This is a genomic window from Mycobacterium seoulense (assembly GCF_010731595.1).
Classification (GTDB): domain Bacteria; phylum Actinomycetota; class Actinomycetes; order Mycobacteriales; family Mycobacteriaceae; genus Mycobacterium; species Mycobacterium seoulense.
This window is the reverse complement of sequence record NZ_AP022582.1, coordinates 520,735-546,190: the sequence shown is the minus strand read 5'-3', so window position 1 is coordinate 546,190 and position 25,456 is coordinate 520,735. Positions and strand designations below refer to the sequence as shown.

Here is a 25,456-nt window from a genome sequence, read left to right as displayed (position 1 = left end):
GGTGGACATAGCGCGCCCCTTACTTCGACAGGCTTGAGGAGATCCGCGTCACAGCCTATTCCTCCAGCGTCGCCGGGCGGATGACGACCACCGACTTGGTGCGCGGGCCCTCGTCGCGCAGCAGCGCGATCACCCGGCCGTCGGGGTCGCGGCCGGCGTAGACGCCGTCGATGCCGGCCGGCGAAAGCGGGCGCCCGTTGGCCGTCGCCTCGGCCTCCGCGGCGGTCAGGTCGCGGCTGGGAAAGGTCAGCAGGCACGCCTCGTCCAGGGTCAGCGACAGGCCGGGCCGCTCGGCCAGGTCGTCGAGGGAGCGGGCCTGCTCCAGCGAGAAGCGACCGACGCGGGTGCGCCGCAGCGCCGTCAGATGCCCGCCGACGCCGAGTGCGGCCCCGACGTCGCGGGCCAGCGCGCGGATGTAGGTGCCCGACGAGCAGTCGACCTCCACGTCCACGTCGAGGAACCGGCCGTCGGACCGGACGTCGAGCACCTCGAACCGGTCGACGCGTACCGGCCGGGCCTGCAGCTCGACGGCCTGGCCCTCGCGCACCAGCCGGTAGGCGCGCCGCCCGTCGACCTTGATCGCGCTGACCGCCGACGGCACCTGCTCGATGTCGCCGCGCAGGCCGGCGACCGCGGCGGCGATCGCCTCACGCGTCAGGTGGGTGGCCGAGACGCTGTGCAGCACTTGACCTTCGGCGTCCTCGGTGGAGGTGGTCTGGCCGAGCCGGATCGTGGCGGCATAGGACTTCGAGGCCGCCGTCAACAGGCCGAGGATCTTGGTGGCGCGGTCGACCCCGATCACCAGCACGCCGGTGGCCATCGGGTCCAGCGTCCCCGCGTGGCCCACCCTGCGGGTGCCGAAGATGCGGCGGCAGCGCGCCACCACGTCGTGACTGGTCATCCCGGCGGGCTTGTCGACGACGACCAAACCTGGACCGGGCTTCGGGCCGCCGCGGCTCGAGCTCATAGCACGATCGCGGTCAGCACCAGCCCCCGCTCCACCGACCAGCGGCCCCTCAGCGCGGTCAGCGGTGGGCCGTCGAGGGCCTGGCCGTCGATCAGGATCTTGGACACGAACACCCCGGTGGTGCCCCCGTCGGGCGGGTCGAGGTCGAACACGATGTGGGCGTCCTCGAAACCCAACCAGCGCTTGGTCAACGGAAACCAGGCCTTGTACGTCGCCTCCTTGGCGCAGAACAGGATTCGGTCCCAGTGCAGGCCTTCGGGCAACGTCTCGAGTTCGTGTCGCTCCTCGGGCAGACTGATCGCGTTCAGCACGCCGTCGGGCAGCACGTCGTGCGGTTCGGCGTCGATGCCCACCGAGCGCACGGCTTCGGCGCGTCCCACCACCGCACCGCGGTAGCCGGTGCAGTGGGTGAGGCTGCCCACCACACCGTCGGGCCAGCACGGTTCGCCCTTCTCGCCCTTGAGGATCGGCACCGGCGGCAGGCCGAGCTCGCCCAGCGCGACGCGCGCGCAGTGCCGGACGGTGATGAATTCGTTGCGCCGCTTGGCCACCGACCTGGCGATCAGCGGCTCCTCTTCGGGCAGCGGGGCAAGGTCGGGCGGATCGGCATACACCTCGGAGTACGCCAGACCGTCGGATGCCGGCAGCACCGAGGAAACCAGCATCTCCTCGGTCATCGTGATTGCCGCTGCCGCAACCGTTCCCGGAACTGGGCGGCCTGCTGCCGCATCTCGGGAGTGATCTCGAAGTGACCGCCGAAGTCGTTGAGGTAGCCGGGCGCGTATTGCGGATCGGGCAACACCTGGCGCAGCCAGCTGTGCGGCTTGCGGCGGCGCCACTCCCGCGGGTAACCCACCGACACCTCCTCGAAGCGCACGTCGTCGTACCAGGTGGTGCGCGGGATGTGCAGGTGACCGTAGACCGAACACACGGCGTTGTAGCGGGTGTGCCAGTCGGCGGTCTTGGTGGTTCCGCACCACAGCGAGAACTCCGGGTAGAACAGCGCGTCGCAGGGCTCGCGGACCAGGGGGAAATGGTTCACCAGGACGGTCGGTGTCATCCAGTCGAGCTTCTCGAGACGCGCCCGCGTGGTGGCGAGCCGCTCCCGGCACCAGGCCTCCCGGGTGGGGTACGGCTCCGACGACAGCAGGAACTCGTCGGTGGCCACCACGTTGCGCTCCCGCGCGATGGTCAGGCCCTCGGCTTTGCTCGTCGCCCCCTCGGGCAAGAAGCTGTAGTCGTACAGCAGAAACATCGGCACGATCGTCGCCGGGCCGCCGCGCTCGGTCCACACCGGGAAGGGATGCTCCGGCGTGACGACGCCCATCTCGTCGCACATGTTGACCAGGTAGTCGTAGCGGGCCTTGCCGAAGATCTGCACGGGGTCGCGCGTCGTGGTCCACAGCTCGTGGTTGCCGGGCACCCAGATCACCTTGGCGAACCGCCGGCGCAGCAGGTCCAGGGCCCACCGGATCTCGTCGGTGCGCTCGGCGACGTCGCCGGCGACGATCAGCCAATCGTCGGGCGAGGACGGGTGCAGCGATTCGGTGACCGGCTTGTTGCCCAGGTGTCCGGTGTGCAGGTCGGACACGGCCCACAGCGTCGGTTGCCCCCCGTTGGTCGATTCGTGCCCCGCATTTTGACCAGCCACGATTAACCAGACTAATGACCCGTGGCCGTCGGCCGGTCGCGGCGGGCCCCTTGCCCGCGGCATTGGAACGTGTTCTTGTTTCCCTGTGGTCTCGGCGACGCGACTTGTACACTCCCGGGCAAGGAGCGCCGAGCCGTCAGGGGGTGTCGTGTTCGCCAAGGTGCGTCTGATCGGGGCGGTCGGCGCCCTCGTCGCAGCGGCCATAGCAGGCACGGCGGGCTGGCAGGGCGCCGCGCCGGGGCCGGCGGGCGGCGGGCGCGTCGAGCTGCGCTCGACCGCGGCGCCGCTGGAAACCACCATGAAGAGCCCGATCGTGGCGACCACCGACCCGCGGCCGTTCGACGCCTGCGAGGACATCCCGTTCGACGCGGTGCAGCGGCTCGGGCTGGCCTTCACGCCGCCCGAGCACGAAGACGGCCTGCGCTGCCACTTCGACGCGGGTAACTACCAGCTGGCCGTCGAGCCCATCATCTGGCGCACCTACGAGGCGTCGCTGCCGCCCGACGCCGTCGAGACCACGATCGCGGGCCACCGCGCCGCGCAGTACTGGGTGCTCAAGCCGACGTATCACAACAGCTACTGGTATTACTCCTGCATGGTCGCGTTCAAGACCAGCTACGGCGTGCTGCAGCAGGCGCTCTACTACTCGACCGTCTACTCCAACCCCGAGGTCGACTGCATGTCCACCAACCTGCAGCGCGCGAACGACCTCACGCCCTATTACAAATTCTGACGGCGGCCCGGCCTTAACCTGGGCACCGTGAGTATCACCTCGACGCGCGCCGACCAGCCCCCGCTGCACACGCTGCGACACCTCGGCGGCAGGGCCGTCGGCCGGTTGCTGGGCCTGCCCGCGGCGACCGCCGATTACGCCGTGGAACGCGTCCGGGTGCCGATGCGCGACGGCGTCGAGCTGGTGGCCGATCACTACGCACCGGCCACCGCGGCGGCGGCCGGCACCCTGCTGGTCCGGGGACCGTACGGGCGCGCCTTCCCGTTCTCGCTGGTGTTCGGTGCGCTGTACGCGGCGCGCGGCTACCACGTCGTGCTGCAGAGCGTCCGCGGCACGTTCGGCTCCGGCGGGGATTTCGAGCCGATGGCCAACGAGGCCGCCGACGGCGCCGACACGGTCGCCTGGCTGCGCGAGCAGCCCTGGTTCACCGGCCGCTTCGCCACCGTCGGCCTGTCCTACCTCGGGTTCACCCAGTGGGCGCTGCTGACCGATCCGCCGCCGGAGCTCGCCGCCGCCGTCATCACCGTGGGTCCGCACGATTTCAACGCCTCGGTGTGGGGCACCGGCTCGTTCGCGATCAACGACTTCCTGGGCTGGAGCGACATGGTCGCCCACCAGGAGGATCCGGTGCGCGCCCGGTCCGCGCTGCGCCAGCTGCAGAACCGGAACAGGGTGGCACGGGCGGCGCTCGGGCTGCCCGTCGCCGACACGGTCAGGGAGCTGCTCGGCGCCGGCGCGCCGTGGTTCGAGTCGTGGGTCGAGCACTCCGATCCCACCGATCCGTTCTGGGACAGGCTGCGCTGCGGCGACGCCCTGGAACGCGTCGACGTGCCCGTCCTGCTGATCGGCGGTTGGCAGGACATCTTCGTCAGGCAGACGTTGCAGCAGTACGGGCATCTGCGCCGGCGGGGCGTCGACGTCGCGCTCACCATGGGTCCCTGGACCCATACCCAGCTGCTCACCACCGGGCTGAGCACGTGCGTGCGGGAGTCGCTGGATTGGCTGGGCAGCCACCTCGGTGGCGCGCCCGGCCCGGACCGGCCCAGCCGGGTCCACGTCTACGTCACCGGCTCCGACAAGGGGCAGGGCTGGCGCAACGTGGCCGACTGGCCGCCCGCCACCACCGAGCGCGCGCTGTATCTGCGGCCCGGCGGCCACCTGGGCGAGACCGCGCCGACGGACCTGACGCGGTTGGCGCCGGCGACCTTCCGCTACGACCCCGCCGACCCGACGCCCACCACCGGCGGCCCGCTGCTGTCGCCGAACGGCGGCTATCGCGACGACAGCCGGCTCGCGTCGCGCGACGACGTGCTGGCCTTCACCAGCCTGACCCTCACCCATGACGTGTGCGTCTACGGCAGCCCCGTCGTCGAGCTGGCGCACGGCGCGGACAACCCGCATGCCGACCTGTTCGTGCGGGTGAGCGAGGTCGACGCCAAGGGCCGGTCGACGAACGTCTGCGACGGCTACCGGCGGCTCGGGGCCGTCGCCGGGAACGCGAGGAAGCCCGTCCGGGTCGAACTCGACGGCATCGCCCATCGCTTTCGCGCCGGCTCGCGCATCCGCGTGCTGATCGCCGGCAGCTGGTTTCCCCGCTACGCGCGCAACCTGGGCACCGACGAGCCGATCTTGACCGGCCGGCAATCCAAGCCGGTCACCCACACCGTGCGCTACGGGCGCTCCCGGTTGCTGCTGCCCGTCGGCCCGCGTGACCTGTCAGGCAACGGCGCGGCGGACGCGAGCGGCGACCTCGGCTAGCGCGGCCGCGTCATGAACGGGGTCACACACCGGCGGCCCCAACGGTGCGTGCACCGCGAGCTCCACCCAGCTCTTGCACCCGCCGTGGTCGGGGGTCCGGGCGATCTCCACCGGCTCGGCCAGCGGGTGCACCGACACCACCAGCACGGCCAGTTTGCGCTTGGGGCGGAAGTCGAGCCGGTCGGCGCGCACCGACTCGGCGGTCCAGATGTGCAGATCCTCGATCGCCGCAAGGCCGTCGGGCCGGTCAACCTCTACCGCCGCAACGATTTTCGCGACCGCCCGGAGCACCAAGCGATCGTCGGTGCTGTCGGCGGCGGCCGCTTCCAGCAGATCGCGATGCTCGGGCCGGACGCGCTCGGCGTGGCTGTGCGCGACCGTCGGGAACAACAGGAACTCGCCGGCGGCCAGTCCCCCGCAAGCGGGCGGTACCCCCACGAACCGCTTCTCCCCGATGCCGCCCTTGCGCAGCAGCACCCGCTGGCGGCCGTCCAGCAGGGCGTGCACGGCCGCGCTCCACTCCTTGAGCGCGGGCATCGTCGTGGTGAGCGTCATTGCGCCCCGGCCAGCCGGGCGGCCACCTCGGGCCGGCGCAGGGGCGGGACGGTCTTGGGCGGCTGCCGCCGTGCGGGCAGCGCCGCGAGCAACCGCGTCGTCGCCTCGGTGACGTCGGCCACCGCCTCCTCGAAGGCCTCGGCGTTCGCCGCCGAGGGTCGGGTGATCCCGCTGACCTTGCGCACATATTGGCGCGCCGCCGCCGCGATCTCGTCGGGGGTGGCCGCCGGCTGAAGCCCGCGCAACTCGGTGATGTTCCGGCACATGCCTCAACGATAGGCGCGGCCGGCGACCCTTTACGGTGATCTCATGAGCGACGACATCCTGCTGATCGACACCGACGAGCGGGTGCGCACCCTGACCCTCAACCGGCCCCAGTCCCGCAACGCGCTGTCCGCGGCGCTGCGGGACCGGTTCTTCGGGGCGCTCGCCGATGCGGAAACCGACGACGACGTGGACGTCATCATCGTCACCGGCACCGACCCGGTGTTCTGCGCGGGCCTGGATCTCAAGGAGTTGGGCGGTTCCTCGGCGCTGCCGGACATCTCCCCGCGCTGGCCATCGCTGAGCAAGCCGGTCATCGGTGCGATCAACGGCGCCGCGGTGACGGGGGGGCTGGAGGTGGCGCTGTACTGCGACATCCTGATCGCCTCGGAGAACGCCCGCTTCGCCGACACCCACGCCCGGGTGGGCCTGCTGCCGACGTGGGGGCTGAGCGTGCGGCTGCCGCAGAAGGTGGGCGTCGGCCTGGCCCGGCGGATGAGCATGACCGGGGACTACCTGTCCGCCGCCGACGCGCTGCGCGCCGGGCTGGTGACCGAGGTGGTGCCGCACGACCAGCTGCTGAGCGCCGCCCGCGGAGTGGCGGCGTCGATCGTCGGGAACAACCAGGACGCCGTGCGCGCGCTGCTGGCCTCCTACCACCGCATCGACGATGCGCAGACCGGTGCGGGGCTGTGGCTCGAAGCGGCGGCCGCCCGCCAGTTCCGGACCAGCGGCGACGACATCGCCGCCAACCGCGAGGCGGTGCTGCAACGCGGGCGGGCTCAGGTCCGCTAGGCGCGTGAACTGAGGGCAACCAATACGATCAGCTGATGCGCGCTGTCATCGATGTCCTCGTGAGGGTGCTCGCGGGCGCCGTGACGCTCGCGGTGGCCGCGGTCGCGGGACCCGCACCGCACGCGGCGGCCCTGCCGCCGCCGGGGTTTCCGAACCTGGACGGTTTCGCACCGATCCCGGCCGATGGCTACGTGACCGGGACCGGGCCGGGCACGCCGCCCCGGATCAGCTTCTCCACGCCCTACTCGCTGGCGTGCGACTTCTACGGCGGGCCGGCGCCGGCGCCGCAGCCGTCACAGGACATCAAGTGCAAGGGCGACATGCCCGGCATCGACGACGTCCCCGTTCTGGGCGGACGCCCGCATCCTGGCGATTGCCTGGTGGGTTCGGCCGAGTTCAAGGGACCCGGCTACCAGTTGAGCCGCATGTCCTACGGCGGATGCGGCGGCAACCCGGCCGTCCTGCCGCCGGGCGGCAAGTTGCTGGGCGCGGGGCAGAAGTTGACCTACCTGAACGTCACGTGCGCCGTCGGCCCCGACAACCTGGTCGCCTGCCTGGACACCACCAGCGGGGACCACGGGTTCGTGCTGCAACGCTCGGGCAGCTGGGCGTTCTAGCCCAGGGCCGTGCGCAGCGACGCGACGACGTCGTCGATCGGGCCGCTCGTCGAATAGCCGGCCGCCAGCCGGTGGCCGCCGCCGCCGAATCCGGACGCGACCGCCGCCAGGTCCACGTGGGCCTTGGCGCGCATGGACACCGACCACTGCTGCGGGTCGACCTCCTTGAACACCGCGGCCACCTCGGCCTGCTGCGTGGTGCGCACGACGTCGACGATGCTTTCGACTTCCTCGGGGCGCGAAGTCACCCAATCTTGGTGTCCGACAACGGCATACACCAGCCCACGGCCGCCCACCGCGTCGGGCAGCAACTGCGCCGAGCCCAGCACGCGGGACAGCAGCGGCAACCAGGTGAAGGGGTGGCTGTCCATCAGCGTTCGGCTGATCGCGGCGTTGTCGACGCCGGTGTCGACCAGCCGGGCCGCCAGCCGAAGGGCGCGGGCGGTGGCCCAGCGGAACGATCCGGTGTCGGTCGTCAGCCCGGCGTAGATGCAGTGCGCGACGTCGGGATCGATGGGCTTGTCCCACGCGTCGAGGATGTCGGCGATCATCATCGTGGTCGAATCCGCCGACACGTCAACGAAGTTGGCGGTCCCGAACTCCTCGTTGGAGGCGTGGTGGTCGATCACCAGCAACTCCCGGCCGCGCCGCGCCAGCTCGCTCAACGCGCCCAGCCGCTTGATGCTCGGAACATCAACGGTGACAACCAAATCGACGTCGCGCCGCATCGCATCCGCACTCGCCAGCAGCCAGCACCCGGGCAGCGACGACAGCGACTCCGGCAGCGTCGCCGGCTCGGCGAAGCCGACCTCGACGCGCTTGCCGCACCTGTCCAGCACCAAGCCCAGCGCCAGGCCCGCGCCGATGGTGTCGGCGTCGGGGTGGACATGGGCCAGCACCGCGACCGTCTCGGCGTTGGACAACAGCTCGACCGCGCCCCAGACGTCGACGCGCGCCCCGGCGGCCGCTACCTCAGTCTTCGGGTCGATCGCCGTCATCGGTGTCCCTCACACGATATGGATCGGCTTCACCGGCCGGCTTGGCACCGGAGCGGACCCGCTCCAGGTCGGCGTCGGCGGCGCGGGCCCGCGCCAGCAACTCGTCCATCCGCGCCACGGTGTCCAACGTGGTGTCGCGGGTGAATGTCAGGGTGGGCGTGAAGCGCACGCCGGTGCCGGCCCCGACCATGGTGCGCAGCGCGCCCTTGGCCCGTTCCAGCGCCGACGCGGCCGCGGCGTAGTCCGGCTCGTCGTCGAGGGTGGGGCCCAGCACGGTGTAGAACACCGTCGCATCGTGGAGGTCAGCGGTGACCTTCGTGTCGACGATGGTCACCCCGTCCAGGCCCGGATCCTTGATCTCGAACTCGATCGCCGAGGCGACGATCGTGTTGATGCGTTTGGCCAGTCGGCGCGCCCGGGCCGGGTCGGCCATCAGGCGCGCTCCTTCTCGACGAGCTCGTAGGACTCGATGATGTCGCCTTCCTTGATGTCGGAGTAGCCCAGCGTCATACCGCACTCGAAGCCCTCGCGGACCTCGGTCACGTCGTCCTTCTCGCGGCGCAGCGAGGTGATCGAGAGGTTGTCGACGACCACGATGTTGTCCCGCAACAGCCGGGCCTTGGCGTTGCGGCGTACCACCCCCGAGCTGATCATGCAGCCGGCGATGATGCCCACCTTGGAGGACCGGAAGATCGCGCGGATCTCGGCCCGTCCCAGCTGGTTCTCCTCGTAGATCGGCTTGAGCATGCCGCGCAGGGCCTTCTCGATGTCGTCGATCGCCTGGTAGATCACCGAGTAGTAGCGGATCTCGACACCCTCGCGGTTGGCCAGCTCCGTCGCCTTCCCTTCGGCGCGCACGTTGAAGCCGATGATGATGGCGTCCGACGCCGAGGCCAGGTTGACGTTGGTCTCGGTGATGCCACCGACGCCGCGGTCGATCACGCGCAACATCACCTCGTCGTCGACCTGGATGCCCATCAGGGCCTCCTCGAGCGCCTCGACGGTACCGGCGTTGTCGCCCTTGAGGATCAGGTTCAGCTGGCTGGTTTCCTTCAGCGCCGAGTCCAGGTCCTCCAGGCTGATCCGCTTGCGCGACCGTGCCGCCAGCGCGTTGCGCTTACGGGCGCTGCGCCGGTCGGCGATCTGGCGGGCGATGCGGTCCTCGTCGACGACCAGGAAGTTGTCGCCCGCGCCCGGGACCGACGTGAAGCCGATGACCTGCACCGGCCGCGACGGCAGCGCCTCCTCGACGTCGTCGCCGTGCTCGTCGACCATCCGGCGGACCCGGCCGTAGGCGTCGCCGGCGACGACGGAGTCGCCGACCCGCAGGGTGCCGCGCTGCACCAGCACCGTGGCGACCGGGCCGCGGCCGCGGTCCAGGTGCGCCTCGATCGCCACACCCTGGGCCTCCATGTCGGGGTTGGCCCGCAGGTCCAGGGCGGCGTCCGCGGTCAGCAGCACCGCCTCTTCGAGCGCCTCGATGTTGGTGCCTTCCTTCGCCGAGATGTCGACGAACATCGTGTCCCCGCCGAAATCCTCCGCGACCAAACCGTATTCGGTGAGCTGGGCCCGGATCTTGGCCGGGTCGGCGCCCTCCTTGTCGATCTTGTTGACGGCCACCACGATCGGCACGTCGGCCGCCTGCGCGTGGTTGATCGCCTCCACCGTCTGCGGCATCACGCCGTCGTCGGCCGCGACCACCAGGATCGCGATGTCGGTGGCCTTCGCGCCGCGGGCACGCATGGCGGTGAACGCCTCGTGGCCCGGGGTGTCGATGAACGTGATCAGCCGCTCGCTGCCCTCGAAGTCGACGCCCACCTGGTAGGCACCGATGTGCTGGGTGATGCCACCGGCCTCGGCCTCGCGCACGCTGGCATTCCGGATGGTGTCCAGCAGCCGGGTTTTACCGTGGTCGACGTGACCCATCACGGTCACCACCGGCGGCCGCGTCTGCAGGTCTTCCTCGGTGCCCTCGTCCTCGCCATAGGTCAGGTCGAAGGATTCCAGCAGCTCGCGGTCCTCGTCCTCCGGGCTGACGACCTGGACGACGTAGTTCATCTCGCTGCCCAGCAGCTCGAGCGTCTCGTCCCCGACCGACTGGGTGGCCGTGACCATCTCGCCGAGGTTGAACAGCGCCTGCACCAGCGAGGCCGGGTTGGCGTTGATCTTGTCGGCGAAGTCGCTCAGCGACGCGCCCCGGGCGAGCCGGATCGTCTCGCCGTTGCCGTGCGGCAACCGCACGCCGCCGACGACGGGCGCCTGCATGTTCTCGTACTCGGCGCGTTTCGCCCGCTTCGACTTGCGGCCGCGCCGGGGCGCACCGCCGGGACGGCCGAACGCGCCGGCGGCGCCGCCGCGCTGACCGGGACGGCCGCCGCCGCCACCGCCGCCACCGGGCCGGCCCCGGAAACCTCCCGGACCGCCACCGCCGGGCGGGGCGCCGACTCCGCCGCCACCGCCGCGGTAATTGCCGCCGCCGCCGTCGCGGCCGCCGGGCCCGCCTGGCCGGCCACCGCCGGGACGTGGGGCGCCGGGCCGGGCCGGGCGGCCCTGACCGGCGGCACCGCCGGGACGCGGCGGCATGTTGCCGGGTGACGCCCCGGGCCGCGCGCCGCCGGGCCGCGGCGCACCGGGCCGCGGCGCCATCGGGCGCGGGATCGGCCGGTCGACGGGCTGCGCGGAGGAGAACGGGTTGTTGCCGACGCGCGGGGTGCGGACGCCGGGCTTCGGCGCCGGGCCGGGCCGGGGACCCGGCGTCATGCCGGGCTGGGGTCCGGGCTGGGCCTGCGGCTGGCCGGTCGGCTGAGCGGGAGCCGGCGGCTGCGGCTGACCGGGTGCGGGGCGGCCGGGCGCCGGGCCGGGACGCGCGGGCGCTTCCGCGGGCGCGGCCGGGGCGGCTTGGGCGGTGGTCGTACCGCCGGCGGGCGCGCCGGCCGCCTCGCCGTTGCCGATGGCCATGTCCAGGGCCTGATCGAGCGATTTGTCCGGCCCCTTGGCGGGGGCCTTCGCGGCCGCCTTGGGCGCAGCCTTTTGCGGAGCCGGCTTGCCGCCCCCGAAGGATTCGCGCAGCCGGCGGGCGACCGGCGCCTCCACCGTCGAGGATGCGGACTTTACGAATTCGCCCTGTTCATTAAGCCGGGCGAGAACTTCCTTGCTGGTGACACCGAGTTCCTTAGCCAACTCGTGTACGCGGGCCTTACCTGCCACTACATCTCCTGTCTAAGAGGCGACAGTCGTGGGGCCGCGCCTCGGGTTTAGCTATGACGCATGGTCATCGGGACTTCACGGTGTGCTCATGTTCTTTGCTGCCTCTTCTGTTGCCGGGCGAGTCGAGCGCTTCCACGTGCTCGACCAGCGCGGTTGTGTCCGGTGGACGGTCGATGCGCAGCGCTCTGGTGAAAGCCCGCCGCCGAATCGCCTGTTGCACGCATTGCGGTTCGGGATGCACCCACGCACCCCGCCCCGGCAGGCTGGTCCTGGTGTCGACGATCACGGCATGTTCGCCGTTCCCGTCCGACACAGCCACTACGCGAAGCAGTTCGACGGCCAGCTCTCGCTTCCGGCACCCGACGCACGTGCGGACTGGTCCGTCTACACGTCTATGCGCCGAGACCGAAGGCTCACGCTGGATCACGGCTCAGTCTAGCGTCACTTATCCGATGGTCAGAACCGCCCGCGGGCGCGGGCCGCTGCCGGCCACCCGGCCGGGTTTGCCACGTCAGCGATCGTGCGCCATGCCGTGGGTGGCCCCGTGTTCGGGGTGGCCCGCCGAATGCGCATCGGATCCGCCCGGTGTGTCGCCCCGGATGTCGATGCGCCACCCGGTGAGCCGGGCGGCCAGCCGCGCGTTCTGGCCCTCCTTGCCGATGGCCAGCGACAGCTGGAAATCGGGCACCACCACGCGGGCCGCGCGGGCGTTCTGGTCGATGATCGACACGGAGACCACCTTGGCCGGCGACAACGCGTTGGCGACGAACCGGGACGGGTCCTCGTCATAGTCGATGATGTCGATCTTCTCGCCGGACAGCTCGCTCATCACGTTGCGGACCCGCTGGCCCATCGGGCCGATGCAGGCCCCTTTCGCGTTCAGGCCGGGGACGTTGGATTTCACCGCGATCTTGGAGCGATGGCCGGCCTCCCGCGCCACCGCAACGATTTCGACCGAGCCGTCGGCGATCTCGGGGACCTCCAGGGAGAACAACTTGCGCACCAGGTTGGGATGCGTCCGGGACAGCGTGATCAGCGGCTCCCGCGCGCCGCGGGTCACCCCGATCACGTAGCAGCGCACCCGGTTGCCGTGCTCGTAGCTTTCGCCGGGGACCTGTTCGGCCGCCGGGATCACGCCCTCCGACGCTTTGGTCTCGGTCCCCATCCGGACCACGACCAGGCCGCGGGCATTGGCGCGGCTGTCCCGCTGGATGACGCCCGCGACGATCTCGCCCTCGCGGGTGGAGAACTCACCGTAGGTGCGCTCGTTTTCCGCGTCGCGGAACCGCTGCAGCATGACCTGGCGGGCGGTGGTGGCGGCGATGCGGCCGAAACCCTCTGGCGTGTCGTCCCATTCGCTGATCACGTTGCCGTCGTCGTCCGTCTCGCGGGCGACGACGCGAACGGCGCCGGTCTTGCGGTCGATCTCGATTCGCGCGTCGTTCTGGTGGCCCTCGGTGTGCCGGTAGGCGGTGAGCAGCGCCGATTTGATCGTCTCGAGCAGCTCGCTGACCGAGATGCCCCGATCCACCTCGATGGCGTGCAGCGCGGCCATGTCGATGTTCATGCTTCGGCCTCCGTCCTGTCGGCCTGGCCCGCCAGGTCCAACTCCGCTTGCGCTGGGGGCGAAAACTCCACCTGAACAACGGCTTTGGCGATATCGGCGAGCGGGATTTCGCGCAGTCGATAGTCGCGGCCCTCGCGGACCACCAGCGCGACGGCGTCGCCGCGCGTCTCGCCGACCCGGCCGGTCAGCCGAGAACCATCCGAGAGGACGACGTCGACCTTGCGGCCGCGGGCGCGGCGGAAATGCTTTTGACTGGCCAGCGGGCGGTCCACCCCCGGCGAGCTCACCTCGAGCACGTAGCGGTCTGCGACGTCGTCGAGGCCGTCCAGCAAAGCCGACGCCGAGCGCGACAGGGTCGCGATGGTGTCGAGGTCGAGTGCCGTGTCACCGTCGGCGATCACCGTGATCCGCGGCGGGCGCGTCCGGGCGTCGATGACCACGTCTTCGATCTCGTATCCCGCGCGCGCGAACTCATCACCGAGTAGCTCGATCACCTGCGTCTGCGAAGGTAGCCCGGTGGTCACGGCGAGCTCCTCATCTTGAGTTGTCCGGTCAGCTGGAGGGCGTCGCCGCCCCGTTGGCCCGAGGGCGGCTCCAGTGTCCCGGCGGAACGCGAAGGCTGCCGTCCCGCGAGAGCCAGCTATCAACGATACGCCAGGAATCGCGTCTGACGGCGGGATCGCGTCCTGGCTTCGTGCCCACCTTCGCACCGATGGCAGGATGTGTTTGTGTCTAGCGCCGATCCCGTCGTCAACCGGCGGGGTGTGCTCGCCGGCGGCGCGGCTCTGGCTGCGTTCGGGGTCCTCACCTCCGCCTGCGGCGAGTCCCCGCCCAAGCCCCCGGCCGTCGAAGAGCTGCTGGGTCCGTTGGACCAGGCCCGCAAGGACAGCGCGCTGGCCGGTGCCGCCGCGGCGGCCGTCGGCAATCCACCGCAGGTGGCCGCCGCGCTGGCGGTGGTCGCCAGCCAGCGCGCCGCGCACGCGCGCGCCCTGTCCACGGAGATCTCGCGGGCCGCGGGCAAGATCACCACGTCGTCGACGAGCGAGACGACGACTGCCGGCCCGAGCCCGGCCCAACCGGCCGGGCCGCCGCCTCCCCCGCCGCCGGTGTCCGACGTGATCAACGCGCTGCGCGCCTCGGCGGACAGCGCCAGCCGCCTGGTGGCGGGCGAATCGGGCTACCGGGCGGGGTTGCTCGCCTCGATCATCGCGTCCTGCACCGCCTCCTACACGGTCGCGCTGGTGCCCGGGGGCCCGTCGATATGAGCTCCGGCAAGGACGCCGACAACGCGGCCCTGTGCGACGCGCTGGCCATCGAGCACTCGACGATCTACGGCTACGGCATGGTCTCGGCGCTGTCGCCGCCCAGCGTGAACGGCCTGGTGGTGGAGGCCCTGGGCGAGCACCGGCAGCGCCGCGACGACGTGATCGCGATGCTGACGGCCCGCAAGGTCAACGCGCCGGTCGCCGCCGCCGGCTACCAGCTGCCCATTCTGGTGGGCAGCGCGGCGGACGCGGCGCGGCTGGCGGCGCGGATGGAAAACGACGGCGCGTCGGCCTGGCGCGTGGTGATCGAGCACGCCGAGACTGCCGACGACCGCGCGTTCGCCGCGACGGCCCTGACCCAAAGCGCCGTGATGGCCGCCCGGTGGAACCGCGTGCTGGGCGCCTGGCCCATCACCACGAGTTTCCCGGGCGGGAACGACTAGCGGCGCAAGGCTTTTGCGGCTAGCCGGTCAGTGCGGCCGCGACGTCGGTGGCCAGCGCCGGCCCGGTGGCCAGCTCGCGCGTCTCGCCGCTGAAGCGGTCCCGCAGCTCGACCACGCCGTTGCCCCAGCCGCGCCCCACCACCAGAATCCAGGGCACGCCGAGCAGCTCGGCGTCCTTGAACTTGACCCCCGGCGACGCCTGCCGGTCGTCGAGCAGCACGTCGACCCCCAGCCGGTCCAGGTCGGCGGCCAGCGCGGTCGCCCCGGTGCGGGCGTCCGCGTCCTTGTTGGCGATCACCAGGTGGACGTCGAACGGCGCGATCGCCGACGGCCAGCGCAGGCCCAGCTCGTCGTGGTGCTGCTCGGCGATCACCGCCACCATCCGCGACACCCCGAGGCCGTAGGAGCCCATGGTCAGCCGCACCGGCTTGCCGTCTTCGCCCAGCACGTCGGCGGTGAACGCGTCGGTGTACTTGCGGCCGAGCTGGAAGATGTGCGCGACCTCGATACCCCGCGCCGACACCAGCGGCCCGGCGCCGTCCGGAGACGGATCGCCGTCGCGCACCTCGGCGGCCTCGATGGTGCCGTCGGCGGTGAAGTCCCGGCCGGCCACCAGGCCGACGACGTGCCGGCCGGGTTCATCCGCCCCGGTGATCCAGCTGGTCCCGTCCACCACCCGCGGGTCGACGAGGTATCGAACGCCGTTGTCCCGCAGCGCCTTCGGACCGATGTAGCCCTTCACCAGGAACGGGTACCCGGCGAAGTCGGCATCGTCGAGCAACGCGTAGTCGGCCGGCTCCAGCGCAGCGCCCAGCCTCTTGTCGTCGACCTCGCGGTCGCCGGGCAGCCCGATGGCCAGCAGCTCCCACTCCCCGCCGGGCTGGCGCACCTTGAGCAACACGTTCTTCAGCGTGTCCGCCGCGGTGACGGTGCGACCGAGGTCCGCGGTGTTGGCCCAGTCCACCAGGGTGGCGATGGTCGGGGTGTCACCGGTGTCGTGGACCACCGCCTCGGGCAGCCCTGCCACGACGTCAGCGGGCGGCGGCTCCGGCTTGGCGGTGATGACGGCCTCGACGTTGGCCGCATACCCGGACTCCAGGCAGCGCACGAAGGTGTCCTCACCGACCGCGCTCTCGGCCAGGAACTCCTCCGACGCGCTGCCGCCCATCGCTCCCGACACCGCGGACACGATCACGTAGCGCACCCGCAGCCGGTTGAAGATGCGCTGGTAGGCCTCGCGATGCGCGTGGTAGGCGGCCTTGAGTCCGGCCTCGTCGATGTCGAAGGAGTAGGAGTCCTTCATCAGGAACTCGCGCACCCGCAGGATCCCCGCCCGCGGCCGCGCCTCGTCACGGTATTTGTTCTGGATCTGGTAGAGCAACACCGGAAAGTCCTTGTAGGAGCTGTATTCACCTTTGACGGTCAGCGTGAACAGCTCTTCGTGGGTCGGCCCCAGCAGGTAGTCGTTGCCGCGGCGGTCCTTGAGCCGGAACACGCCCTCGCCGTATTCGGTCCACCGGTTCGTCGTCTCGTACGGCGCGCGTGGCAGCAACGCCGGGAACAGGATCTCCTGCCCGCCGATCGCGTTCATCTCCTCGCGGACGACGGCTTCGATCTTGCGCAGCACCCGCAGGCCCAGCGGCAGCCAGCTGTACAGCCCGGGCGCCACGGGCCGGATGTAGCCGGCCCGGATCAGCAGCTTGTGGCTGGGCACTTCGGCGTCGGCGGGGTCGTCGCGCAACGTGCGCAAGAACAGCTCGGACATCCGGGTGATCACAGCGGGCCAGCCTAACTGGTCGGGGACGGGCGCGTAGCGGCCGTGGACCCATGCGGGGCCCCACCGATGTGATATCGCGGGCGCTACCGAATCCGGCGCAAGGACATCGGAGTTGGCCGCCGTCGGCGGCCCCTTGAGCTACAGCTCGCCGGCGTCGATCGCTTCCTTGACCTCTTGCGCGTGGGCCACCTGCGCCGGCGTGTAACCGATCAACAGCGCCGCAGCACCGACGATGACGGCCACCCCGGCCACCCAGAGCAGGCCGTAGGTGTAGCCCTGGTCGAGCGCGTGCAACTGCAGGTCGTTCATGTTCTTCACCGGGCCGGTGGTGCCGCCCATGTACAGCGTGCGCGAGGTGATGACGGCCTGGATGACAGCCAGCACCAGCGGGCCGCCGAGGCTCTGCAGCATCAACGCGATCGCCGACACCGGACCGATCTGATCGAAACCGACCCCGGCGATCGCCGACAGCGTCAGCGGGACGACGCAGATGCCGATGCCGATTCCGCCAACGATGATGGGCAGCACCAGGTTGGGGAAATAGGGCACGCCGCGGTGCATGAAACCCCAGCCGTAGAGCATCGCCCAGAACAGCAGGATTCCGCCGCCGATGGTCAGCACCCGGGGCGAAAACCGCGACACCAGTTGCGAGGAGACGCCCAGGCCGATTCCCATCGCGATGACGAACGGGATGAAGCCGACGCCCGCGCGCAGCGCGCTGTAGCCCAGGATGTCCTGCACGTACAGGCCGATGCAGACCGTCAGGCTGAACATCAGCCCGCCGGCCAGGAAGATCGCGGCGAAGGTGACCAGCCGGTTGCGGTCGCGGAACAGATCAAAGGGGACGACGGGGTTTTCGGCGGTGCGCTCCACGATGATGAACGCCAGCGCGGCGGCCATCGCCACCGCACCCGAGCCGATCGTGGTGATCGACACCCAGCCCTTCTCCGGCCCCATCGAGAAGGCGAAGACGGCGGCGGTGCAGGCCAGCGTGGCCAGCATGGCGCCGGTCGCATCGAGCTTCATCCGCTCCCTGTTGGTCTCGCGCAGCGCGGTGCGGGCCAGGTAGATCATCACCAGCCCGATCGGCACGTTCACCAGGAACGCCAGCCGCCAGGACACCTCGGTCAGCGCTCCGCCGACCACGAGGCCCATCACGGAACCGATGGCGGTCATCGCGGCGAACACCGCCGTCGCGAAGTTACGCGCGGGCCCCTTGGGGAACGTGGTGGCGACCAGCGCCAGGCCCGTCGGCGAGGCGATGGCGGACCCGACGCCCTGCGACAGCCGGGCGATGACCATGGTCACCTCGTCCCACGCGACCGCGCACAGCACCGAGGAGATGGTGAACAGCGCGACGCCGACGATGAAGGTGCGCTTGCGCCCGATCGTGTCGCCGAGCCGGCCACCCAGCAGCATCAGCCCGCCGAAGGTGAGGACGTACGCGGTGATCACCCAGCTGCGGCCGGCGTCGGACAGGCTCAGCTCGTTCTGGATCCTGGGCAACGCGACGATGGCGACGGTGCTGTCCATCGTCGCCAGCAACTGCATGCCGCCGATGGCGATCACGGCCGCGATGAAGCGGCGCGAAGGCAGCCATGCCGGGTAGTACTTGCTGATGCGGGTGGAGGCGGTCTCCGCCGGGCGCGTGGCGCGCACCGGGGCCGGACGATCGGGGCGCGCGGACGTGAAGTTCCGCACCGCGCGCTCACTGTCGTTGAGAGCCGTCATAAAGGGTTACCTTACAGTAATCTTAAGAACCGTTTAAAGCCCGAAAGCCGCCACCGGCCCGATCACGATGATCGCGGGAGGTCGGATGCCCTCGGCGCGGATCTTTTCCGGCGTGTCGGCGAGGGTGGCCCGCAAAGTCTGCTGCGCAGCGGTCGTGCCGTGCTGCACCACCAGCACCGGCGTATCCGCAGGTCGGCCGCCTCGTATCAGCGCATCGGCAAAGAGTTCGATGCGTTCAACGGCCATCAGCAAAACAATGGTGCCGGACAACGCGGCCAGCGCATTCCAATTCACTAACGATTCGGGGTGATCGGGCGCCAAGTGGCCGCTGACCACGACGAATTCGTGGTTGACGGCCCGGTGCGTGACCGGAACGCCGGCCAGGGCGGGCACCCCTATGGCGCTCGTCACACCCGGTACCACGGTGACCGGGATCCCGGCGTCGACGCACGCGAGCACCTCCTCGTAGCCGCGGGCGAAGACGAACGGGTCCCCGCCCTTGAGGCGGACGACGAACTTGCCGGACCGGGCGCGGTCGATCATGACGTCGTTGATCGCGTCCTGCGCCATGGCCCGCCCGTAGGGGATCTTCGCGGCGTCGATGACCTCCACGTGCGGCGGCAGCTCGGCCAGCAGCTCCGGCGGCGCGAGCCGGTCGGCGACCACCACGTCGGCGTGGGCCAGTAGCCGGCGCCCGCGCACCGTGATCAGTTCGGGGTCGCCGGGGCCGCCGCCGACGAGCGCCACCCCGCCGCGCACCACGTCGGCGCTGGCGGCGCTGTCCGGGGTGATGAGCCCGGTCTGCAACGCCTCCCGGATGGCCGAGCGAATCGCCGCGGAGCGGCGGTGCTCACCGCCGGCCAGCACCCCCACCGACAACCCCGCATAGCTGAAGGACGCCGGTGTCACCGCCGTCCCCTCCACGGCGATGTCGGCGCGCACGCAGAACAGGTGGCGGCGTTCGGCCTCGGCGACCACCGCGGCGTTCACCTGTGGGTCGTCGGTGGCCGCGATCGCGTACCACGCCCCGTCGAGGTCACCGTCGCGGTACTCCCGCAGGGACAAGGTGATTCCGGTCATCGCCTCGACCGACCTGGTGGCGCTGCGGGAGATGACGTGGACGTCCGCGCCGCTGGCGATGAGCAGGGGCAGCCGGCGCTGGGCAACGGTGCCGCCGCCGACCACGACGACCTTCTTGCCGGCCAGCCGCAGCCCGGCGAGGTAGGCGTTCTCGGTCACCGGGCAAGCCTAGTCAACGGGCATGGTGGCGCCGACGCCCCGCGGCGGCGTGCGCGACGAACCGCGCCACCGCGGCCGGCGCCGCGGCCGGGTGGGTGTGCAGATAGGAGGCGTGCACGCCGGCGTGCACGACGCCATCCGGCACGGGATCGGCGTCCGCGCCCCGGTACACCCACGCGGGCTGGTAGCTGTCGCTGAAAGCGACTGCGGTCCGGTGGAACTCATGCCCCACCGCGCGCTGCCCGGCGGAATACAGCGGCGAATCGGCCACCGCGACGGCGTCGCGATAGGCCAGCGTCAGGTGCGGGGTGAACCGTGCCGACCCGGCCAGCACCCCGCACATCGGATAGCCGTCGAGTTCGGTGGCCAGGTAGATGAGGCCGGCGCATTCGGCGTGTATCGGCGCGCCGGCGGCGGCCAGCGCGTTGATCTGCCGGCGCACCGCGTCGTTGGCCGAGAGCTCCGCGGTGAACTGTTCCGGAAAGCCGCCGGGCAGCAGCACCGCGTCCGTGCCGTCGGGCAACGGGTCTGCCAGCGGGTCGAATTCGACCACGTCGGCCCCCGCGGCGCGCAGCAGCTCGGCGTGCTCGGCGTAGGCGAAGGTGAACGCCTTACCGGCCGCCATCGCCACGGTGGCCCGCCCGCCCGGCTTCTCCCCCGCCGCCGCCGCCGGGTCCCAGGCCGGGCCGGCCCGGCTCGCGGCGATCGCCGCCACGGCCGCCAGGTCGACGTGACGCGCGACCAGATCGGTCATCGCCTCGACCGCGAGCCGCGCCCGCCGCCCGTATTCCACCGCGGTGACCAGGCCCAAATACCTTGTCGGGAGCTCCAATTCGGCGGCACGCGGAATCGCGCCCAGCACCGCGACGCCCGCCTGCTCGCAGGCCTGCCGCAGCACGTGTTCGTGCCGGGGCGAGCCGACCCGGTTGAGGATCACCCCGCGGACCCGCGTCGCGGGGTCGAACGTCGAAAAGCCGTGCAGCAGCGCGGCAATGCTGTGGCTTTGGCCGCGCGCGTCGACGACCAGGAGCACCGGGGCACCCAACAGGGCCGCGACGTGGGCGGTGGAACCTTCGGCGGGGGCGGCCGCGGCCGCCCCGATTCTCCCGTCGAAGAGGCCCATCACCCCTTCGATCACGGCGATGTCCGCCCCACCGGCGCCGTGCGCGTAGAGCGGGCCGACGAGATTCTCGCCGACCAGCACCGGGTCGAGGTTGCGGCCGGGACGCCCGGCCGCCAGGCCGTGGTAGCCCGGGTCGATGAAGTCGGGGCCGACCTTGAACGGTGCCACCACGTGGCCCGCGCGCCGCAGGGCGCCGATCAAACCCGTTGCAACGGTGGTCTTTCCGCTGCCGGAGGCCGGCGCGGCGACGACGACCGCGGGAACACTCACCACTCGATGCCCTTCTGCCCCTTGCGGCCCGCGTCCATCGGGTGCTTGACCTTGGTCATCTCGGTGACGAGATCGGCGGCCTCGATCAACCCCTGCGGGGCGTCGCGCCCGGTGATCACCACATGCTGGTGGCCGGGCCGGGCCAGCAGGACGTCCACCACCTCCTCGACGTCCACCCATCCCCACTTCAGCGGGTAGGTGAACTCGTCCAGCACATAGAAGTCGTGGCGCTGTCCGGCCAGCCGGCGCGCGATCTCCGCCCACCCGTCGGCCGCGGCCGCCGCGTGATCGAGCTCGCTGCCCGCCTTGCGCGACCAGGACCAGCCCGCGCCCATCTTGTGCCATTCGACGTGCCCGCCGACGTTGTGCTCGTCGTGGACTCGGCCGAGTTGGGCGAAGGCGGTCTCCTCACCCACCTTCCATTTGGCGCTCTTGACGAACTGGAACACCGCGACGGAAAGCCCGGCGTTCCAGGCCCGCAACGCCATGCCGAACGCCGCCGTCGACTTCCCCTTGCCGGCGCCGGTGTGTACCGCCAGCACCGGGGTGTTGCGCCGCGCCCTGGTGCTCAGCCCGTCGTCGGGGACCCGCAGCGGTCGGCCTTGTGGCATGAGCGGTTACCTTCCTCAGGCCGCGTTGCGCACGGCGCGCGTCAGAGAATCCGCGTGCAACTGCTCCAGACGCACGGCCGGGGCGCCGAGCTGGCGGGCCAGCTGCTCGGCCAAACCGAGTCGCACGTAGGATGTTTCGCAATCCACGACCACGGCGGCGGCGCCCTCGGCCACCAACCGGGCGGCCGCGGCCCGGCTGCGGCCCAACGGATCCGGTCCCGCGGTGGCCCGGCCGTCGGTGAGCACCACCAGCAGGGGGCGCCGCGCCCGGTCGCGCGCCCTCTCCCGGACGATCAGTTCACGCGCGGCGAGCAGGCCCTCGGCGAGCGGAGTCTTTCCGCCGGTGTCGAATCCCGCCAGCCGCCGGACCGCGATGTGCGCCGACGACGTCGGCGGCAGCAGCAGCCGCGCCTCGCGCTGGCGGAACGTGATCACGGCGACCTTGTCGCGGCGCTGGTAGGCGTCGCGCAGCAGCGACAGCGTCGCGCCGCTCACCGCGGCCATCCGGTCGCGCGCCGCCATCGAGCCCGACGCGTCCACGACGAAGATGACCAGGTTGCCCTCGCGTCCCTCGCGGATCGCCCGGCGGACGTCGTCCGGCGCGGGCCGCAACGGGCCGGCCCCGGCGCGCTCCGCGGCCGACAGCAGGGTGGCGAACAGGTGCAGCCCGTGCGCGCCGGAACCGGTGTCGTCGCCGCCGGCGGCCGCGATCACGCTGCCGGTGGCGTTGCGGGCCCGCGACCGCCGCCCGGGTGCGCCCGCGCCGACCCCGGGCACCGTCAGCGCCTTGGCGCGGAAGGTCTTCGCCGGCGGCGCGCTCGGTTTCGACGAAGATGGCGAGCGCGGCTTCACCGATTGTGAATCCGGTTGCGGCGCTGGCGCATCGGCGGGCTGTCCGCCGCCCGGCGGCTCGGGCTCGGGCTCGGGCTCGTGGTCGGGGTCGGGGTCGGGGTCACCGTCACCGGATTGCGCCAGCGCCTCGTCCAGCTGGCCGGGGTCGATGCCCGGGTCGTCGAACGGGTCGCGGCGGCGGCGGTGCGGCAACGCCAGCCCGGCGGCCACCCGGACGTCCTGCTCCTCGACGGACGTGGCCCCCCGCCAGGCGGCGTGCGCGGCGGCGGTGCGGGCCACCACCAGATCGGCCCGCATCCCGTCGACGTCGAACGCCGCGCACACCGCGGCGATGCGCCGCAACTCGTTGTCCGGCAACACCACCTGGCCGACGAGTGTCCGCGCGTCGGCGATCCGCCGGGCCAGCTCGGCCTCGGCGCCGGCGTAGCGCTCGGCGAACGCGTCCGGGTCGGCCTCGTAGGCCATCCGCCGGCGGACCACCTCCACCCGCACGTCGACATCGCGCGACGCGTGCACGTCGACGGTCAGGCCGAACCGGTCCAGCAGTTGCGGGCGCAGTTCGCCTTCTTCCGGATTCATGGTGCCGATCAGCACGAACCGGGCCTCGTGCGAATGCGAGATGCCGTCGCGCTCGATGTGCACCCGGCCCATCGCCGCGGCGTCGAGCAGCACGTCCACCAGGTGGTCGTGCAGCAGGTTGACCTCGTCGACGTAGAGCACGCCGCCGTGGGCGCGGGCCAACAGCCCCGGCGAGAACGCGTGCTCGCCGTCGCGCAGCACCCGCTGCAGGTCCAGCGAGCCGATCACCCGGTCTTCGGTTGCGCCGAGCGGCATTTCGACGAGGCCGGTCCCCTCGCTGCCGTTGGCGGCGGACAGCAACGCCGCCAGACCGCGCACGGCCGTCGACTTGGCCGTGCCCTTTTCGCCCCGGATGAGCGCCCCGCCGATCTCCGGGCGCACGGCGCACAACAGCAGGGCGAGCCGCAGCTGGTCGTGCCCGACGATCGCGCTGAACGGGTACGGCCTCACGGCAGCTCCGTCAGGCCGGAGCCGGGGCGCAGCATCGGCACGTGCGGAATGCCGTCGTCGACGAAATCCTCACCGGCGCGGACGAACCCGTGCTGGGCGTACATGTCGGCCAGATAGGTCTGCGCGTCGATCCGGCACGGGTAGTCGCCCACCTCGGCCAGGGCGGCGCGCAGCAGCCGGGTGGTGTGACCCTGCCCGCGCGCGCTGCGTTTGGTGCACAACCGGCCGAGCCGGAACGTCTTGCGGCCGCCGGCGTGTTCCTCCATCAACCGCAACGTGCAGATCACCTCGCCCTCGGGCGTCTCGAGCCAGAAGTGCCGCGTTTCGGCGAGCAGGTCGCGCCCGTCGAGCTCCGGGTACGGGCAGGCCTGCTCCACCACGAACACCTCCACCCGCAACTTGAGCAGCTCGTAAAGTGTCTGGGCGTCAAGGTCTTTGGCCCAGGACCGACGCAACGCTTCACTCATGACCGAACCCCCGAATCGGATTGCAACCCCAGCGCCTCGGTGCCCCAGGACCACACCTCGTCGTACAACGCCGGCTCACGGGACAGCTCCACCCCCAGGGACGGCACCATCTCCTTGAGCGCGGGCAGCCAGGAGCGGTAACGGTCGCCGAAGCACCGCGCAAGCACCTCGAGCATGGCCGGCACCGCCGTCGAGGCCCCCGGGGAGCCGCCCAGCAGCCCGGCGATGCTGCCGTCGGCGGATGCCAGCACGGTGGTGCTGAAGTCCAGCACGCCCCCCTTGCGCCTGTCCCGCCGGATCACCTGCACGCGCTGCCCGGCCACGGTCAGCTCCCAGTCGGAATCCACCGCGCTGGGCGCGAATTCGCGCAACGCGTGGATCCGATCCGGCTCGGACAGGCGCAGCTGGCCGATCAGGTAATTGACCAGCCGCAGCTGCGTGAGGCCGACCCCGAGCATGGACAACGCGTTGTCCGGCTTGACCGAGCGGGGCAGGTCGCTGAGGCGGCCGTATTTGAGGAACTTCGGTGACCAGCCGGCGAACGGCCCGAACACCAGCCACGGCTTGCCGTTGACGAACCGGAGGTCCAGGTGCAGCGCGCCCAGCGGCGGGGCGCCCGGCGCCGGGACCCCGTACACCTTTGCCCGGTGCGCGGCGGTGAGCGCCGGGGTGTCGGTGCGCAGGAACCGGCCGCCGATGGGGAATCCGGCGAAGCCCCTGACCTCTTTGATGCCGGACTTCTGCAGCAACGGCAGCGCGTCGCCGCCCGCCCCGACGAAGACGAATTTGGCGTTCACCCGGTGCTTTTCGCCGGTGCGGCGATTGCGGACCAGCAGCGTCCAGCCCCCGTCCGATCGCCGGGTCAGATCGCGGACCTCGTGGCCGAACAGCGCGGTCGCGCCGCCCCGCACGCAGAAGCCGATGAGCTGGCGGGCCAGCGCACCGAAGTCGACGTCGGTGCCGTGGGGGGCCCAGTTCAGCGCGGTCGGTTCGGAGAAGTCGCGCTTGGCGGCCATGAACGGCAGCCGGCGGGCGAACTCGTGCGCGTCGTCGATGAATTCGGTGCCGGCGAACAGCGGGTTACCGGCCAGGGCCCGCTGCCGGCGGCGCAGGAAATCGACGCGCTGGGCGCCGCGCACGAAACTCACGTGCGGCAGCGCGTTGAGGAAGCCGGTATCGGTCAGGATCCCGTGCTCGGCGGCGTAGGCCCAGAATTGCCGGGTCACCTGGAACTGCTCGTTGATGCGGACCGCTTTGGTGATGTCGATCGAGCCGTCGGGCCGTTGCGGCGTGTAGTTGAGCTCGCACAGCGCGGAGTGCCCGGTGCCGGCGTTGTTCCAGGGACTGCTGCTTTCCGCGGCGACGGCGTCCAGCCGCTCGACGACGGTCATGGACCAGTCCGGCTGCAGCCGCCGCAGCAACGCACCCAGCGTGGCGCTCATGATGCCCGCGCCCACCAGCACGACGTCCGTCCGTGCGGTTCGGGCTAGCGATGACACCTGCTCCTTGGTCCTTCCCTCGACTGGGCAGGTCCCCA

25 protein-coding genes are annotated in these 25,456 nt (G+C 71.3%); 6 read left to right on the top strand and 19 right to left on the bottom strand.

The annotated features are described in order from the left end of the window. Nucleotides 1-55 precede the first annotated feature (55 nt). From truB to G6N37_RS02685, 3 genes are read right to left on the bottom strand one after another with little or no spacing between them, the layout of a single operon-like run. The gene (gene truB / locus G6N37_RS02695; RefSeq protein ID WP_163675568.1) at nucleotides 56-967 is read right to left on the bottom strand and encodes a tRNA pseudouridine(55) synthase TruB; all 912 of its coding nucleotides are present in this window, start codon (nucleotides 965-967) and stop codon (nucleotides 56-58) included. After that, on the bottom strand, nucleotides 964-1,644 hold the full coding sequence (gene pptT, locus G6N37_RS02690; protein ID WP_163675565.1) for a 4'-phosphopantetheinyl transferase PptT: 681 nt from the start codon (nucleotides 1,642-1,644) through the stop codon (nucleotides 964-966). Before pptT ends, truB begins: the two co-directional genes overlap by 4 nt. Next, nucleotides 1,641-2,567, bottom strand: coding sequence for a metallophosphoesterase family protein (locus G6N37_RS02685; protein ID WP_276067001.1), 927 nt, complete (start codon nucleotides 2,565-2,567; stop codon nucleotides 1,641-1,643). The genes pptT and G6N37_RS02685 overlap by 4 nt, the downstream gene beginning before the upstream one ends. A 199-nt stretch (nucleotides 2,568-2,766) precedes the next feature. Between G6N37_RS02685 and G6N37_RS02680 the strand changes: the two genes are divergently transcribed. Together G6N37_RS02680 and G6N37_RS02675 are read left to right on the top strand one after the other, a co-directional pair. Then, nucleotides 2,767-3,351, top strand: a complete 585-nt coding sequence (locus G6N37_RS02680) for a DUF3558 domain-containing protein (protein WP_163675559.1) — start codon at nucleotides 2,767-2,769, stop codon at nucleotides 3,349-3,351. 27 nt (nucleotides 3,352-3,378) lie between these two features. Then, the gene (locus G6N37_RS02675) at nucleotides 3,379-5,109 is read left to right on the top strand and encodes a CocE/NonD family hydrolase (RefSeq protein ID WP_163675555.1); all 1,731 of its coding nucleotides are present in this window, start codon (nucleotides 3,379-3,381) and stop codon (nucleotides 5,107-5,109) included. Here G6N37_RS02675 and G6N37_RS02670 read toward each other — a convergent pair. Both G6N37_RS02670 and G6N37_RS02665 read right to left on the bottom strand, forming a co-directional pair. Continuing rightward, entirely contained in the window at nucleotides 5,068-5,664 is a 597-nt protein-coding gene (locus G6N37_RS02670) for a DUF1802 family protein (RefSeq protein WP_163675552.1), read from the bottom strand. The genes G6N37_RS02675 and G6N37_RS02670 overlap by 42 nt on opposite strands. Beyond that, entirely contained in the window at nucleotides 5,661-5,930 is a 270-nt protein-coding gene (locus G6N37_RS02665; RefSeq protein WP_163675547.1) for a DUF2277 domain-containing protein, read from the bottom strand. Before G6N37_RS02665 ends, G6N37_RS02670 begins: the two co-directional genes overlap by 4 nt. Before the next feature lie 43 nt (nucleotides 5,931-5,973). Here G6N37_RS02665 and G6N37_RS02660 point away from each other — a divergent pair, with 43 nt between their 5' ends. Together G6N37_RS02660 and G6N37_RS02655 are read left to right on the top strand one after the other, a co-directional pair. Beyond that, a complete protein-coding gene (locus G6N37_RS02660; RefSeq protein WP_163675544.1) occupies nucleotides 5,974-6,723 on the top strand; it encodes an enoyl-CoA hydratase in 750 nt (249 codons plus the stop codon). Nucleotides 6,724-6,758: 35 nt separating this feature from the next. Next, the gene (locus tag G6N37_RS02655; protein WP_163675542.1) at nucleotides 6,759-7,340 is read left to right on the top strand and encodes a hypothetical protein; all 582 of its coding nucleotides are present in this window, start codon (nucleotides 6,759-6,761) and stop codon (nucleotides 7,338-7,340) included. Here the strand turns inward: G6N37_RS02655 and G6N37_RS02650 are convergent. The 6 genes from G6N37_RS02650 to rimP all read right to left on the bottom strand — a co-directional run bounded on the left by G6N37_RS02650 (nucleotide 7,337) and on the right by rimP (nucleotide 13,636). Then, complete coding sequence (locus G6N37_RS02650; RefSeq protein ID WP_163675540.1) at nucleotides 7,337-8,338, bottom strand: DHH family phosphoesterase; 1,002 nt, start codon at nucleotides 8,336-8,338, stop codon at nucleotides 7,337-7,339. The two genes, G6N37_RS02655 and G6N37_RS02650, sit on opposite strands and share 4 nt — an antisense overlap. After that, nucleotides 8,313-8,771, bottom strand: coding sequence for a 30S ribosome-binding factor RbfA (gene rbfA, locus G6N37_RS02645; RefSeq protein ID WP_163675537.1), 459 nt, complete (start codon nucleotides 8,769-8,771; stop codon nucleotides 8,313-8,315). The genes G6N37_RS02650 and rbfA overlap by 26 nt, the downstream gene beginning before the upstream one ends. Beyond that, nucleotides 8,771-11,545 (bottom strand): translation initiation factor IF-2, encoded by a 2,775-nt coding sequence (infB, locus tag G6N37_RS02640; RefSeq protein WP_163675534.1) that lies wholly within the window; start codon nucleotides 11,543-11,545, stop codon nucleotides 8,771-8,773. The genes rbfA and infB overlap by 1 nt, the downstream gene beginning before the upstream one ends. Before the next feature lie 64 nt (nucleotides 11,546-11,609). Beyond that, the gene (locus G6N37_RS02635) at nucleotides 11,610-11,858 is read right to left on the bottom strand and encodes a YlxR family protein (RefSeq protein WP_308205489.1); all 249 of its coding nucleotides are present in this window, start codon (nucleotides 11,856-11,858) and stop codon (nucleotides 11,610-11,612) included. Between the two features lie 198 nt (nucleotides 11,859-12,056). Beyond that, nucleotides 12,057-13,112, bottom strand: coding sequence for a transcription termination factor NusA (gene nusA, locus G6N37_RS02630; RefSeq protein WP_163675528.1), 1,056 nt, complete (start codon nucleotides 13,110-13,112; stop codon nucleotides 12,057-12,059). Next, a complete protein-coding gene (rimP, locus tag G6N37_RS02625; protein WP_163675525.1) occupies nucleotides 13,109-13,636 on the bottom strand; it encodes a ribosome maturation factor RimP in 528 nt (175 codons plus the stop codon). Before rimP ends, nusA begins: the two co-directional genes overlap by 4 nt. A 204-nt stretch (nucleotides 13,637-13,840) precedes the next feature. Between rimP and G6N37_RS02620 the strand changes: the two genes are divergently transcribed. Together G6N37_RS02620 and G6N37_RS02615 are read left to right on the top strand one after the other, a co-directional pair. Continuing rightward, a complete protein-coding gene (locus G6N37_RS02620; protein ID WP_163675523.1) occupies nucleotides 13,841-14,377 on the top strand; it encodes a hypothetical protein in 537 nt (178 codons plus the stop codon). After that, on the top strand, nucleotides 14,374-14,820 hold the full coding sequence (locus G6N37_RS02615) for a ferritin-like domain-containing protein (protein WP_163675520.1): 447 nt from the start codon (nucleotides 14,374-14,376) through the stop codon (nucleotides 14,818-14,820). The genes G6N37_RS02620 and G6N37_RS02615 overlap by 4 nt, the downstream gene beginning before the upstream one ends. A 19-nt stretch (nucleotides 14,821-14,839) precedes the next feature. Here the strand turns inward: G6N37_RS02615 and G6N37_RS02610 are convergent, their stop codons facing one another. From G6N37_RS02610 to mqo, 8 genes are all read right to left on the bottom strand, one after another. Then, nucleotides 14,840-16,597 carry a proline--tRNA ligase gene (locus G6N37_RS02610; protein ID WP_163675517.1) on the bottom strand — a complete coding sequence of 586 codons (1,758 nt, stop codon included), beginning with the start codon at nucleotides 16,595-16,597 and terminating at the stop codon, nucleotides 14,840-14,842. A 138-nt stretch (nucleotides 16,598-16,735) separates the two neighbouring features. Beyond that, entirely contained in the window at nucleotides 16,736-18,328 is a 1,593-nt protein-coding gene (locus G6N37_RS02605) for an MFS transporter (protein ID WP_163675514.1), read from the bottom strand. A 33-nt stretch (nucleotides 18,329-18,361) separates the two neighbouring features. After that, nucleotides 18,362-19,567, bottom strand: a complete 1,206-nt coding sequence (gene cobA / locus G6N37_RS02600) for a uroporphyrinogen-III C-methyltransferase (protein ID WP_163675511.1) — start codon at nucleotides 19,565-19,567, stop codon at nucleotides 18,362-18,364. Between the two features lie 13 nt (nucleotides 19,568-19,580). Beyond that, nucleotides 19,581-20,960, bottom strand: coding sequence for a cobyrinate a,c-diamide synthase (locus G6N37_RS02595; protein ID WP_163675508.1), 1,380 nt, complete (start codon nucleotides 20,958-20,960; stop codon nucleotides 19,581-19,583). After that, complete coding sequence (gene cobO, locus G6N37_RS02590) at nucleotides 20,957-21,571, bottom strand: cob(I)yrinic acid a,c-diamide adenosyltransferase (RefSeq protein ID WP_163675505.1); 615 nt, start codon at nucleotides 21,569-21,571, stop codon at nucleotides 20,957-20,959. Before cobO ends, G6N37_RS02595 begins: the two co-directional genes overlap by 4 nt. A 15-nt stretch (nucleotides 21,572-21,586) precedes the next feature. Further along, nucleotides 21,587-23,452 (bottom strand): VWA domain-containing protein, encoded by a 1,866-nt coding sequence (locus tag G6N37_RS02585; RefSeq protein ID WP_163675502.1) that lies wholly within the window; start codon nucleotides 23,450-23,452, stop codon nucleotides 21,587-21,589. Then, nucleotides 23,449-23,919: a GNAT family N-acetyltransferase gene (locus tag G6N37_RS02580; RefSeq protein ID WP_163675499.1), complete on the bottom strand. Its 471-nt coding sequence runs from the start codon at nucleotides 23,917-23,919 to the stop codon at nucleotides 23,449-23,451. Before G6N37_RS02580 ends, G6N37_RS02585 begins: the two co-directional genes overlap by 4 nt. After that, nucleotides 23,916-25,418: a malate dehydrogenase (quinone) gene (gene mqo / locus G6N37_RS02575; protein WP_163675496.1), complete on the bottom strand. Its 1,503-nt coding sequence runs from the start codon at nucleotides 25,416-25,418 to the stop codon at nucleotides 23,916-23,918. The genes G6N37_RS02580 and mqo overlap by 4 nt, the downstream gene beginning before the upstream one ends. Nucleotides 25,419-25,456: the final 38 nt, after the last annotated feature.